This window comes from Aeromonas sp. S19(2024), from assembly GCF_041402625.1.
GTDB lineage: Bacteria > Pseudomonadota > Gammaproteobacteria > Enterobacterales > Aeromonadaceae > Aeromonas > Aeromonas caviae.
Genome location: NZ_JBGLQU010000007.1, coordinates 145523 through 158904, shown reverse-complemented (window position 1 = coordinate 158904; position 13382 = coordinate 145523). Strand labels below are relative to the sequence as shown.

At 62.5% G+C, this 13382-nt stretch carries 13 protein-coding genes; 9 read left to right on the top strand and 4 right to left on the bottom strand.

The features are described 5' to 3' along the window. Positions 1-5: 5 nt before the first annotated feature. A complete protein-coding gene (gene bcp / locus ACB037_RS15290) occupies positions 6-470 on the bottom strand; it encodes a thioredoxin-dependent thiol peroxidase (protein ID WP_010673165.1) in 465 nt (154 codons plus the stop codon). Positions 471-493: 23 nt separating this feature from the next. Continuing rightward, on the bottom strand, positions 494-1027 hold the full coding sequence (locus ACB037_RS15285) for a glycine cleavage system protein R (RefSeq protein ID WP_010673166.1): 534 nt from the start codon (positions 1025-1027) through the stop codon (positions 494-496). A gap of 188 nt (positions 1028-1215) precedes the next feature. On the opposite strand from ACB037_RS15285, the gene dapA reads away from it, so the two are divergent. The 3 genes from dapA (at position 1216) to ACB037_RS15270 (ending at position 4487) form a co-directional block, all read left to right on the top strand. After that, complete coding sequence (gene dapA, locus ACB037_RS15280; protein WP_029313831.1) at positions 1216-2103, top strand: 4-hydroxy-tetrahydrodipicolinate synthase; 888 nt, start codon at positions 1216-1218, stop codon at positions 2101-2103. Further along, positions 2096-3214, top strand: a complete 1119-nt coding sequence (gene bamC, locus ACB037_RS15275; protein WP_029313833.1) for an outer membrane protein assembly factor BamC — start codon at positions 2096-2098, stop codon at positions 3212-3214. The genes dapA and bamC overlap by 8 nt, the downstream gene beginning before the upstream one ends. A 169-nt stretch (positions 3215-3383) precedes the next feature. Then, a complete protein-coding gene (locus ACB037_RS15270) occupies positions 3384-4487 on the top strand; it encodes a phosphoribosylaminoimidazolesuccinocarboxamide synthase (RefSeq protein ID WP_039040947.1) in 1104 nt (367 codons plus the stop codon). A gap of 123 nt (positions 4488-4610) precedes the next feature. Here the strand turns inward: ACB037_RS15270 and ACB037_RS15265 are convergent, their stop codons facing one another. Continuing rightward, positions 4611-5213 (bottom strand): short chain dehydrogenase, encoded by a 603-nt coding sequence (locus ACB037_RS15265; RefSeq protein ID WP_371175528.1) that lies wholly within the window; start codon positions 5211-5213, stop codon positions 4611-4613. 97 nt (positions 5214-5310) lie between these two features. Here ACB037_RS15265 and ACB037_RS15260 point away from each other — a divergent pair, with 97 nt between their 5' ends. From ACB037_RS15260 to ACB037_RS15245, 4 genes are all read left to right on the top strand, one after another. Beyond that, positions 5311-6213, top strand: a complete 903-nt coding sequence (locus ACB037_RS15260) for a LysR family transcriptional regulator (RefSeq protein ID WP_371175527.1) — start codon at positions 5311-5313, stop codon at positions 6211-6213. A 74-nt stretch (positions 6214-6287) separates the two neighbouring features. Further along, positions 6288-6911, top strand: a complete 624-nt coding sequence (locus ACB037_RS15255) for a DUF2057 domain-containing protein (protein ID WP_319881644.1) — start codon at positions 6288-6290, stop codon at positions 6909-6911. Between the two features lie 73 nt (positions 6912-6984). Further along, positions 6985-7431: an HIT domain-containing protein gene (locus tag ACB037_RS15250; RefSeq protein ID WP_039040966.1), complete on the top strand. Its 447-nt coding sequence runs from the start codon at positions 6985-6987 to the stop codon at positions 7429-7431. A 118-nt stretch (positions 7432-7549) separates the two neighbouring features. After that, a complete protein-coding gene (locus tag ACB037_RS15245; protein ID WP_029313837.1) occupies positions 7550-8242 on the top strand; it encodes a DUF3334 family protein in 693 nt (230 codons plus the stop codon). A gap of 61 nt (positions 8243-8303) precedes the next feature. Here ACB037_RS15245 and ACB037_RS15240 read toward each other — a convergent pair whose 3' ends face one another. Continuing rightward, positions 8304-9302, bottom strand: a complete 999-nt coding sequence (locus ACB037_RS15240; RefSeq protein WP_042881204.1) for a DUF2860 family protein — start codon at positions 9300-9302, stop codon at positions 8304-8306. A 202-nt stretch (positions 9303-9504) separates the two neighbouring features. Between ACB037_RS15240 and arcB the strand changes: the two genes are divergently transcribed. Then, complete coding sequence (gene arcB / locus ACB037_RS15235) at positions 9505-11817, top strand: aerobic respiration two-component sensor histidine kinase ArcB (protein WP_069784566.1); 2313 nt, start codon at positions 9505-9507, stop codon at positions 11815-11817. Between the two features lie 29 nt (positions 11818-11846). Next, positions 11847-13223, top strand: coding sequence for a dGTPase (dgt, locus tag ACB037_RS15230; protein WP_069651844.1), 1377 nt, complete (start codon positions 11847-11849; stop codon positions 13221-13223). The last annotated feature ends 159 nt before the right edge of the window (positions 13224-13382 follow it).

Below are 13382 nucleotides of genomic sequence, written 5' to 3'. Positions count from 1 at the left end.
GTGGCTTACCCCTTGACGAGGTCGAGCACCACCTGATGGTGATCGCTGGTCTTGAACTTGTCGAAGCGATGGGCAACCTTGCCCTCTTCATCGATGAGGAAGCTCAGGCGATGAATGCCGTCATACTCCTTGCCCATGAACTTCTTCGGGCCCCAGACGCCAAAGGCATCGGCCACCGCGTGATCCTCATCGGCCAGCAGGCGGAAGTTGAGGTTGTCGCGCTCCTCAAACTTTTTCAGGCGCTTGGCGCTGTCCGGGCTGATGCCGAGCACCACCACATTGAGGGCAGCCAGCTCGCTATTGACGTCGCGCAGACCGCAGGCCTGGGTGGTGCAACCCGGGGTCATCGCCTTGGGGTAGAAATAGATCAGCACCTTCTTGCCGCGCAGGTCGGCGAGGCGAACCTGATTGCCGTCCTGATCGGAGAGGGAGAAATCGGGGGCCTGGGTACCAGCTTCTAGTGGTGACATGGGGTCTCCTCGGATAAACGCCGTCAGGCGTACTTGTGATTGACGATGAATTCGAACGACTCGGCGCCCAGTCCACGACAGAAATCGGCGAAGGCTGTCTTCGAGCCAGGCTCTTCTCCCTGCTTGGAGAGATTCAACTGAAAGTTCGCCTTGAGCAGGTTGAAGGGCTGCTGTTCCAGGGTGATGGTCTGCATGGCCTGGATGTCCCAGCCGTGATCGCTGAAGAACTGGGTGCACTGACTTACGATGCCCGGCTGATCCCGGATTAGCACCTCTGCGCTGGCGCTGATGTCATATTGCAGGGAGTGGTGGCGCTCGGTGCGTTTCATCATGGTGATGAGATCCCACTCCTGGCTGCGCAGTGGGAGGCTGATTTCCAGTTGCATCAGGCTGTTCCAGTCACCGGACAGCAGCATGATGAAGGTGAATTCGTTGCCGAAGATGCCAAGACGGCTGTCGACAATGTTGCAACCGCAGCCACTGACGTGACGGGTCACCTCATTGACGATGCCAGGCCTGTCCGTGCCGATGGCCGTTACGACCAGGTAGTGAGTCATAAATCGTCTCTCGTCCATTATTGAGAATGCGTTGACCGCGGGTGCCGGCACCCTGCCGTGAGGCCTCTTGTGCGCTCGTGCATTCATACGTTTTGTGCCGGATGGTAACACGGCTTGTCCCGTGCCTCCCTTGTTTTTCAAAAGGGGCAGCTTTACCATTACGCCCCTGAAAATCGGGAGAATTATCCATGTTACGCGGTAGTATTGTTGCGCTCGTTACCCCCATGCTGCCTTCGGGCGACATCGATTGGGTCAGTCTGGCAGCGCTGGTGGAATATCATGTGGATGCCGGGACCAGCGCCATCGTCGCCGTGGGAACCACGGGAGAGTCGGTCACCCTGAGCGAGCAGGAACATATCGCCGTGGTTGAGAAGACGGTGGAATACGCCGCCGGACGCATTCCCGTCATCGCGGGCTGCGGCTCCAACAATACTGCTCATGCCATCGCCCTCTCCCGGCGTTTCGCCACCATGGGCGTGGTGGCGGGTCTCTCGGTTACACCCTATTACAACAAACCCACCCAGGAAGGCCTCTATCGTCACTATTGTGCGATCGCCGAGGCTAGTGGTCTGCCTCAAATTCTCTATAATGTGCCCGGTCGCACCTGCTGTGACCTCAAACCGGAGACGGTGGCCCGTCTGGCCAAGGTGCCCGGCATCATAGGTTTGAAAGAAGCGACTGGCGATCTTGGCCGTACCCCGCTGCTGCGCGAACTGTGCGGGCCGGATTTTGCGCTTTATAGTGGCGATGACGCCAGCGGATGTGATTTTATGCTGCAAGGGGGCGATGGTGTCATTTCGGTCACCACCAATATTGCGGCGCCCCAGATGGCCGACATGTGTCGTGCTGCCCTGGCCGGTGATGCCGGGCAGGCTCATGACATCAACAATCGATTGATGCCGTTGCATCAGACTCTGTTCTGTGAACCGAGTCCCATCCCGGTGAAATGGGCCTGTGCCCGGCTGGGATTGATGGCGACGGCGACCTTGCGTCTGCCCCTGACCGATCTCACCCCCGAGGGGGAAGCGGCGATGGCGCGAGCACTGACGACTGCGGAGTTGATGGCGAGTGTTTAAAGCAAATGGAAAGGGAAATGCAGTGCGCCTGGTACTGAGTGTCGCGACGGTGGCCGTGCTGGCTGCCTGCAGCTCACCCCAGGAACGCAAAATGGCCAACCGTGGCTTCGAGTATGAAGAGAGCCGCCTCGAAGGCCGCGCCTTCCTTGTGCCCGCCGGGTTGAGTACCCCCGCCTTTAACAGCAATTTCGACATTCCGGCCCTGCCCGAGAGTAGCCGTGAGGGCGCCCTCGGGGCCAAGGTGGACGTGCGCCCGCCCGCCCAGTTGCTCACCGTGGTGCCCGGCAGCCAGGTGGTGGCCAATGCCAGCGAGCCAACCGTCGCCTTCTATGCCCTCAGCACCTCCCAGAGCGTGGAGCGCGATACCTGGGCCTTCCTGATGAACTTCCTGGCCGAACACAAGGTCACTACCGAGAAGCTGGATCAACAGGACGGCGTCTTGCAGACCGGCTGGTTTGACAACTCGGCGGTGCTCGATGGCTGGGCGGAAGATGACGATGACTTCAAGATCCGTCAGCGTTACCAGTTCACCCTGCGCAACGATGTGCAGCGTCACGCCATCAAGATGTCGGTACGGGTGCTGGATCACGAAGAGACCATCGACGGCGAGACCAGCACTGTGCTGACGCCGGCGGACGCCCAGCGTTATGCCACCCGCGCCCTGAACCAGTTTTCCCTCTATTACGACAAGCAGCTCAAGGCCCGTGAACAGCACAAGTCCAGCGATGGCATGGGGCTGGAGCTGGGTCTGGACAACAACGAGCTGAGCGCCTGGATTGCCGAAGGGTCGTTTGACCAGGTGTGGCGCCGCCTCAATCAGGTGCTGCCTGCCTATGGTTTCACCATCAAGGACACCCAGCAGTCCCTGGGCTGGATCGACGTGGAGTACGACGAGCCGGACAGCGAGTTCTGGAAGGCCAAGGGAGCGGAGCCCTTCAAGCTCGAGGAAGACAAGTATCGCTTCCAGCTCGGCGAGATGACGGGCGGCAAGACCTCCATCACCCTGTTCGACAAGGACAAGAAGCCTGTCGCATCCGGTGTCATCTCCCAGATGTACATCAGCCTGTCCGAGGCCTTTGCCAAGGGCTTGGCCGATCAGGGGGCGAAGTAAGCATGGAAACAGGGGCCTCGCGCCCCTGTTTTGTTATGTCCGGGTTGCCGCAGGGCCAGCGTGCCGAGCCGGTTGCCCCGGGCCTGAGTACCTGATGATGTGAATCCCCCACAGACAGGGGTCTGGTGCCCCTGCCTAACTAGTCCCACAACAGGAAGTGTTATTAGCCATGAGTCTTGCAGATCAAGTATTGGCGGTGAACGACGATTTGCCGATCCGTACCGATAAACCTGTCCATTCCGGCAAAGTGCGCAGCGTCTACTGGTTGACCCCGGCAGACAGTGCCCGGCTCATTCGGGAGAAAGGCTATGATGTGCCGGCCGATACGCCCCTGGCCCTCATGGTGATCAGTGATCGCATCTCGGCTTTCGACTGCATCTGGCAAGGGGTGGACGGTCTGAACGGCGTGCCGGGCAAGGGTGCGGCGCTCAATGCCATCTCCAGCCACTGGTTCAAGCTGTTCAAGGAGCAGGGGCTGGCGGACAGCCACATCCTGGACATCCCGCACCCCTTCGTCTGGATCGTGCAAAAAGCCCGTCCCGTGATGATCGAGGCCATTGCCCGCCAGTACATCACCGGCTCCATGTGGCGTGCCTACAAGGATGGTGAGCGGGAATTCTGCGGCATCACCCTGCCGGAAGGGCTCAAGAAGGATCAGAAGCTGCCCGAGATCCTCATCACCCCGTCCACCAAGGGGATCCTCAAGGGGCTGGATGGCGTGCCGGAAGCGGACGACGTCAACGTCTCCCGCGGCGACATCGAGCGCCACCATCAGGCCTTCGGCTTCCGCTCCCCGGCGGACATCGACCGCTACGAGGCGCTGCTCAAAGAGGGCTTCAACGTCATCAGCGAGGCGCTGGCTGCCCTGGATCAGGTCTTCGTCGACACCAAGTTCGAGTTCGGTTACGTGACCGATGCCGCCGGTCGCGAGAAGCTCATCTACATGGATGAAGTGGGCACCCCCGACAGCTCCCGCATCTGGGACGGCGCAGCCCTTCGCGGCGGCGAGATCATCGAGAAGTCCAAAGAGGGCTTCCGCCAGTGGCTGCTGAACCACTTCCCGGATCCGGACATCCTGCTCAACAAGAACCGCATGCCCGAGCGCTTCGCCCTGGCCCGGGACAACAAGCTGCCCACCGAGGTGATGATGGATATCTCCCGCACCTATGTGGGGATCGCTGAGAAGATCATCGGTCAGCCGCTGGTACGCAGTGCCAATCCGAAGCAGGAGATCATCGAGGTACTGCGGGAGCAGTACGGCCTGATCGACTGAGGCCGACCGCTTTTTTTGCCGCAGGCGAACAAACGTTTGCCGGTGGCAGGCGAGGCGCTTGCAACGCAGATGACAAAACGGGCCCCATGACGGGGCCCGTTTTCATTGGGTTGTCCGGAGCGCTCAGCCATTGACCCGGAAGATCTGCCCGGTCTGTACCCCCAGTACCGATTTCTTGTAGGCCTGGGCCACCCGGGCGGCGGGTACCGGCACGAAGCCCGGGAAGAAGTCGGCATACTTGCCCATGGACTCTTCCAGCACGGTGGGGCTCACCACGTTGATGCGAATGCCCCTTGGCAGCTCGCAGGCGGCCCCTTTCACGAAGTGCTCGATGGCACCGTTGATGGTGGTGGCGCTCACCCCCCAGTGGATGGGCTCCTCGCTCAGAATGCCGCTGATGAGGGTGATGGAGCCACGGTCGCTCAGGTGGGCAATGGCGGCCCGGGTCAGGTTGATCTGGCCCAACAGCTTGCTCTGAAGCCCCACCTGCCATTGCTCGTCCGTCATCTCGGTCAGGGCATTGAAGGCGACGCTGCCGCTGGCGACCACCAGGGCATCGAAGGACCCGACCTGCTCGAAGAGCGCCCGGATGGAGGCGGGGTCGCGCATGTCCACTCTGGCATCCCCCTGGCTGTGACCGACCCGGATCACCTGATGATCCTGGGCAAGCAGTTCGCTGACGGCGGCGCCAATGGTGCCGGAGGCACCCACAATCACAATCTTCATATCTATCGCTCCTGGTTGAGATGAGTTGATGATAGCGGGATAAAAAGGGAGAAAAAGCGCTTATGATGAACCCATTGTTTCCATATTGGTGCTAATGATGGATATCACTCACCTGGCCAGTTTCTATGAAGTGGTGCAGCGGGGCAGTTTCTCCGCCGCTGCCGATGCCCTGGGGGTGAGCAAGGGGATGCTGAGTCGCCATGTCAGCGCCCTGGAGTCCGCCCTCAATGCCCAGCTGCTCCAGCGCACGACCCGCAGACTCAGCCTGACCGAGGCGGGGCGGGTGCTTCACCTGCAGGCCGGCGAGATCTTCGCCCTGGCCCGGGAGGCGGAGGAGGGGATCCGCGCCCTGACCGAGGAGGACAGCGGCCGCCTGCGCTTCACCTGCCCGGTCAGCACGGGGGACCGCATGGTGAGCGAGCTGCTCGCCCGTTTTGCCGAGCTCTGCCCCGGCGTCCAGGTCGAGCTCAACTTCACCAATGCCATGATCGACATGAGCCAGGGGGAGAATGACATCGCTCTGCGGGCCATGGAGCTGATCCCCGACAACCTGGTGGCCCTGCCGCTCGGCAGGCTCAAGGATGTGGTGGTGGCAAGCCCCGCCCTGCTGGCGCGGGAGGGGATCCCCGCCACTCCCTATGAACTGGGGGGGCGCTCCTGCCTGCTGCAGGGCCACAACCCGGACTGGGAGCAGTGGCACTTTCGCCAGGGGGAGGAGGAGGCGCACATCCTGGTGCAGGGGCGAGTGCGGGCCAACCACTACAGCACCCTGCTGCAACTGGCCCGGGCGGGCATGGGCTTTACCAAGTGTCCACTGATGCTGGTGGAGGCCTGCCTGGCCCGAGGGGAGCTGGTGGCCGTGCTGACGGAGTGGCAGACCGGACTGCACCCGATCCATGTGCTGCACGCCCAGCAGCGCCGGGTGCCGCGCAAGATCCGGCTGTTCAAGCAGGTGCTGGCCCAGTGGTTTGCCGAGCGACCCCATTATCTGCTGGGGTGAGCCTGCATCCCGTTATTTTTCTGTCATCTGGGGCTGCTACCCTGCGCCCTTCATCGCGAAAGGAGAGTCAGGGAATGAATCGTCATCAGGGTTGGGCAGGGGTTGCGCTGCTGTGCTGCGGCGGTGTGCAGGCCGAGGTCAGGGTCGAGGTGCCCCGGGATTTCCAGATCCTGGCGGTGAGCGCAGGCAAGGTGCAGGACGAGCAGCATGCCGTGCTGGCCGACGGGGAGCAGCAACTGCTGGTGCGCTACGAGGGGGTGATCCCGAGTCGCAACAGCAGCGACAACGATCGCCAGGTTCGCTCCGAGCCCCAGGTGCTTCGCTATGAGGCCCGCGGGCAGTCGGTGCGCCTGCAGGCTCCCGTGCCTGCGGACGAGGCCGGGATGGAACGCTACGCCAGGGCCCCTGTCCTGGGCCTGGTGGCGGGGGGACAGCCCCTCGAGGTGCGCCAGGATACGCTGATGGTGCAGGGGATGCAGATCGGTATGGACTGGCATGCCAGGCTGATGGAGTACAACCGTGGCGAGGGGCCTGCCGTGCTCGCCGGTGCGGCGGATGTGGCTGCGGCCGCCGTGGCGACGCCCCGGGCCTCCTCCGTGCCGGCCAGCGCCCTGGAAGGGCAGTTGCAACAGCTTTTCCTGCAGGCGGACCCCGCGCTTCGCAAGCGCTTCATCGGTTGGGCCGTGCCGCGCCTTTAAGTTTGCTCCCCGTTGCAGTAACGTGGGCACATGTTTGATTCCCGATGTGCCCATGTTGATCAGCGAGGCCCCCATGTTTGAATTGCACCCCCGCCTTCAGGCGGATACCCGGATACTCGGGGATCTGCCCCTGTGCCGCGTCCTGCTGGCCAAAGACAGCCAGTATCCCTGGCTGATTCTGGTGCCCCGGGTCGCCAACCTGCGGGAGATCCATCATCTGGCCCCCGAGCAGCAACAGCAGTTGATGCAGGAGTCCTGCGCCGTCGCCACCCTGATGGAGCGGGCACTCGGCCCGGACAAGATCAACGTGGCGGCCCTCGGCAATCTGGTGCCTCAGCTGCACTTGCACCACGTGGCCCGCTTCAGCTCGGATGCGGCCTGGCCCGGTCCCATCTGGGGTGCCTGTCCCGCCATTCCCTATGAGGAGCAGGCCTTGCAAGGGGCGGCTGCCAGTTGGCAAACCCGTCTGGCTACCCTGGATGGATTTCAGCCATTTCTGACTGATAATCCAGTCAAGTGAGAGGTGGCTCGCGCTTTGGGCACCGGGATCACGCAATCTGTTAGCGTATCGCGCCGGTGCATGGTGACATGGGCGACACGAGTGACAGCCCCATTATTTCGATCAGCAGGAAGGTTCCATGATAGTGACAAGATCCGAGGATGATGCCGTATTGACCACAGAGGACGTACTGCTGAGCCTGTGCAATTCGGTGACGAGCGTATTGAGTGCGGCGACCCAGACCCAGGTGCGCTTCTCCGGCATGGTGCAGCGGATCAGCAAGACCTGCCTCAAGCCTGACATCGGCTGTTTCGTGCTGTTTGACGGCGGCTTCTCCGGGCTGGTGGTGATCAACTTCTCCGCCGCCGCGGCCATGGAGCTCTACCAGAGCTACATGCTGAGCATGGGGCTCTCCAAGGAGGATCTTGCCATCTCCCACACCTCGGACGAGGTGAGCAACGTCATGGGCGAGCTGATGAACCAGATCGTCGGCAGCTTCACCACCAAGGTGGGGCGCGAGCTGCAGACCCACATCACCCAGAACCAGCCCAAGATGCTGGCGCTCAACAAGCAGGTGATGCTGAGCGTCGACACCAACCTCGACAATCCCGAGACCCGCCGGGTGACCTTCTTCACCGCCAGCAACAACATCTTCTATCTGGAGCTGGCCATGGACAAGACGGAGTTTATCCGGATCCATGATGGCGGCGTGCAGGAGGAGGTGGATCCCGACGAGCTGATCGCCCAGGCCAAGCAGTCAGCCAAACCGGCACCGGCGGCCGCGCCGGCGAGCAACGAGCACGACGATCTGCTGGATTCCCTCGGCATCTGATGGTCGAGGGTTGTGCAAATGAAGAGGCCACCCCGGGGGTGGCCTCCTTGCTTGGTACGGGTCAGAAGTTGTAAAGCAGCCCGGTACTGAAGCGAAGCGCCTCGGCATCGTAGAAGTCGATGTCGGAGTCGGCGCTGGAGTAGGCAGCGGTGAAGGTGGCGGCAAGGGGTTTGATGCCGAACAGGTTGTGCCAGAAGAAGGTGCCATTGAGGGCGAACTCGCTGGCATCGGCGCGCTGGCCGAACAGGGGATTCGCCTCGTCATACTTGCGCTTGCCGGCGTAGAGGTTGCTCACGATGGACCACTGGGAGGCGCGCTTGGCATAGGTCAGCTGCAGACCGGTGTTCTTGAAGCTCTCCGCACTCCCGTCCAGGCGGGCCTCCTTGTAGAGGAAGGCGGGCTCCAGCAGCTGGTCGCCGCCGAAGTGGTACTGGTAGGAGACAGCCAGGTCGTGGACCTTGCCGTTGCGGCTCAGCATGGAGGCGTAGTGGGTGCCGTGGGTCAGGTCATATTGCTGGCCGCTGCGCTCCTCGTCGAGCTCCACTTCCCGGCTGGTCAGGGTGGCGTAGACGTTGCTGCCCCAGATCCTGTCCCAGGCAAAGCGCACCCCTTTCGAGGTGAGATCGGTGGCGCTGCGGTCCACGCCGGTGGCGAAGGGATCGCTCCACACTTCCACCGGCATGAGGTTGAACACCAGGGAGGTGGCGACGATACCCTTGTCACCCATCTCCTGGCGCAGACCGAGTTGCTGGGTAAAGTCGAAGCGCACCGCGTCCTGGATGAGGTTGCCGAGGAAGACCTGGGTGCGGGTATCGGCGAAGGTGTAGCGGATATCGGCATTGAGCAGCGGGCTCAGACCGCTTTCGCGGCCGGGGGAGCCCAGATCATCGATACGGCTGTTGCTGTCGTCACCGGCATAGAAGTTGGACTTGTGGCTGCCGGCATTGACTCCGCCCAGCAGAAAACCGGACCAGCCGGTCTGGCGGGGGATCTCCCCCAGATCGGCGTGGGCGGTGGTGGCGACCAGCAGGCCAAGGCTCAACAGAACATGATTTCGCATCGGGTATGCTCCTGACATAACGAATGAGAAGGGTGACAGTGTGCCCCGGTATTCCGGTGGAACCGGTGCTGACTGAGGCATGGCAGGCATGCTACCCCAGCCGGAGTGTGACGTTAATCAATAATTGAATACGCGACGGACAAGAGTTCATGGCGCCGTACTGGTATCCTGTTTGCGCAAGAAAAGGGGAGAAAACAACGAGATGAAGCAGATCAAATCCTGGGCGCAATATTACGTCGACCTGATGACCAAGCTGGGACTGGTGCGCTTCAGCATGTTCCTGGCCACCGCCATCATAGTGCTGGCCGTTTCGATCCAGATGGGGGTGACCCTGTTTTTGCGCGGCACCGTGGACATCGTCGACCTGGTGCGCTCTGTCTTCTTCGGTCTGCTGGTGACCCCCTGGGCCGTCTATTTTCTCTCCATCGTGGTGGATCAGCTGGAGGACTCCCGCCAGCGGTTGACCCGGATGGTGCGCAAGTTGCAAGACATGCGCGAGCGGGATCTCGAGCTCAACAGCCAGTTGCAGGAGAACATCAGCCGCCTCAATGCCCAGATCGCCGAGACCAACCGGGCCGAGACCCTGCGCCAGCAAGCCATCGAGGATCTCGAAAACGAAGTGTTCCAGCGGGAGAAGGCCCAGCTGCATCTGGGGGAGCGTACCGCCCTCTTGCGCTCCTTCATCGACTGCTCCCCCGATCTGGTCTATTACCGCAACGAGGACGAGCAGTTCTCCGGTTGCAACCGCGCCATGGAGGAGCTCACCGGCAAGGTGGAAGCGGAACTCATCGGCCTGACCCCGTTCGATGTCTACAAGCACGACATCGCCAGCAAGGTGGTGGAGACCGACAAGCAGGTCTTCGCCCAGAACGAGCCGCTCACCTATGAGCAGTGGCTGGAGTATCCCGATGGCCGCAAGGCCTACTTCGAGCTGCGCAAGGTGCCCTTCTTCGACCGCTTCGGCAAGCGGCTCGGCCTGCTCGGCTTTGGTCGCGACATCACCGAGCGCAAGCAGTACCAGGACAAGCTGGAGAAGGCGAGTCGGGACAAGACCACCTTCATCTCCACCATCAGCCACGAGCTGCGCACCCCGCTCAATGGCATCGTCGGCCTGAGCCGGATGCTGATGGATACGCCCCTCGATGCCAGACAGCAGCAGCAGCTCAAGACCATCCACCTGAGCGCGGTGACGCTCGGCAACATCTTCAACGACATCATCGATCTGGACAAGCTCGACCGTCGCCGGCTGGAGATTGCGCCGGCTCCGCTGGATTTGCCCGCCTTCCTCGACGAGCTGGAGACGCTGTCGCGCATCCAGGCGGAGCAGAAGGGGCTCTACCTGCACTTCGACCGGGACGGCGACATGCCCCAGTTCGTGATGGCGGACGGCACCCGGCTGCGTCAGGTGCTGTGGAACCTGGTGGGCAATGCGGTCAAGTTCACCGATGAAGGGGGCGTCACCATACGCTGTCTCGCCCACGCCGCTGATGAACCGGGCAAGCTGGCGCTGCACTTCGAGGTGGAAGACACCGGGGTGGGTATTCCCCGCGCCCAGCAGGAGAAGATCTTCGCCATGTACTATCAGGTGCAGGGCAAGAAGCACGCCACCGGCACCGGCATCGGCCTTGCGGTCTCCCGCCAGCTGGTGCAGGCCATGGGCGGTCAACTCTATGTGGACAGCGACCCGGGCGAAGGCGCCTGCTTCACCGCCGAGCTGGAGGTGGACTGCGTCGAGCCCAGGGCCGCAGCCCCGGAGCCAGAGATGCCCTCCCTCGACATCCTGCTGGTGGAGGATGTGGAGCTGAACGTCACCGTGGCCTGCGCCCTGCTGAACAAGCTCGGCCATCAGGTCAAGGTGGCGCGGGATGGTGCAGAGGCGCTGGCCATGGCCAACCCGGATGATTTCGACTTGATCCTGCTCGACATCCAGTTGCCGGATATGACGGGGTTCGATGTGGCGGAGCAACTGCTCGCGCGCTACGGCGACAGCCTGCCCCCCATGGTGGCGCTCACCGCCAACGCCACCGGCGATCGCCAGTACTACCGGGATCACGGCATGCAGGATGTGATCAACAAGCCGCTGGGCTCCAAGGCGGTGCGGGAGGTGATAGGCCACCTGTTTGCGGATCTCGCCGGGGACGAGGCGGACGAGCAGGACGATGTCCACCATCAGGATGCCCTGCTGGATCTGCCCTTCCTCACCGATTACGCCAGCACGGTCGGCAAGCCGGTGCTGCTCTCCAGCGTCGAGCTGTTCGAGAAGATGATGCCGGACTACATGGCGGTGCTCGACTCCAACATGATTGCCAGGGATCAGGCCGGAGTGGTGGAGGAGGCCCACAAGATCAAGGGGGCGGCGGGCTCCATCGGCCTGCGCCGGTTGCAGCAGACGGCCCAGCTTATCCAGAGCCCGGATCACCCCGCCTGGTGGGAGAACGTGGAAGACTGGATTGAAACCCTGCGCCGGGAATACCCGGGTGACATCGCCCGCCTGCGGCGCTGGCTGCTCTCGTAGACACGACGCCTCAGGCAAGGAGCCACGACATGTATGACCGTTTGATCCCCCCCGAGCGCATTCACCCCTGGGGAGACGAAGACCTGCTGGAGGCGACGGAGCAGGACCGCACCCGCATCGTGCAGGCGGCGCCGGTGCGTCGGTTGCAGCAGAAGACCCAGGTCTTCCCGCTCGATGTGAAAGCCTCGGTGCGCAGCCGTCTCACCCATTCGCTGGAGGTGCAGGAGACCGGTCGCCAGATCAGTCGCCGCATCCTGGCGGCGCTGCCGGCCGGAGTGGTGTGCGAGGGGGCCTTCATCAATCTGGTGGAGATGTCCTGCCTGTTGCACGATGTCGGCAACCCGCCGTTTGGCCATTTCGGCGAGCAGGTGATGAGTCAGTGGCTTGCCCAGGAGCTGGACGGCCTCTTCGCCCGTGCCCACGACCAGTTGCCGAGCCCCCAGTGGGCAACCCTTCGCCAGGATCTGCTGGTGTTTGACGGCAATGCCCAGAGCCTGCGACTGGTGCACAGCCTCCATGAGCTGAACCTCACCCTGGGGCAGCTGGCGGCGCTGTGCAAATACCCGCAGCAGCCCCTGCCGGGCCTGCACCATCCCCAGGGCTATGGTCAGCACCACGGCTGGACCAGCAAGCGCGGCATCTTCTTCAGCGAACAACCCCTCTATCGTGCCCTCGGCCAGAGCCTGGGGCTGGCCGAGGGGTGCCGTCATCCGCTGGTCTACATCATGGAGGCGGCGGACGACATCTCTTACTGCATCGCCGATCTCGAGGATGCGGTGGACAGGCGCATCCTCACCCAGATCGAGCTGCTGGCAGCTCTGCGCGAGGCGGACGAGGGCGGTTACATGGCCGACCTGCTCGATGAGGCGCTTGCCTCCGGTCGGGGGTTCTTCCCCCATTTTCGCCAGCATCTGACCCGGGATCTGGTGGCGCTGGCCGCCCATACCTATGTGGCCGAGCACGATCAGATCCTGAGCGGGGCCTATCCCCAGGCGCTGCTGCACGGTCAGGCTCCGGCAGCCCGGGTACTCGATACCCTCAAGCGGGTGGCTCGCGAGCTGGTGTTCATGCGCCCGGAGGTGGAGGCGCTGGAGCTGGAAGGCTATGCCGCCCTGCGCGGGGTGCTCTCCACCTACGCCTGCCTGCTGGCCCTGCCCGCCAGCCAGTTCGAGCGGCTGCTCGCAGGCAACGGCGGGAGCGAGCTCTTCTTTGCCCGGCGGCTGTTCCACCGCCTCTCTGCCCGCCACCTCAAGGCGTACCGGCTGGCGGTGGCGAGCCGGGATCCCCGTTTCGAAAAGGAGAGCGAGCAGGAGTGGTACTACCGGGTGCGGCTGCTGCTCGATTATGTGAGCGGCATGACGGATACCTATGCGCTGGAGGAGTTCCGGCTGTTGTCAGGGATTTGACTGAACCTCTTCTTGGCCGTATTCCACCCATATGGGTGGGAGAGATATTGCGTAAAATTCGGTGTTTTTTTACACTGCGGCAACCTGTTCAACTTTCACACGGTAAGGAGACGACCATGCAACATTCCATGTTCAACGTTGCGTTCGATCGCTGCTCTG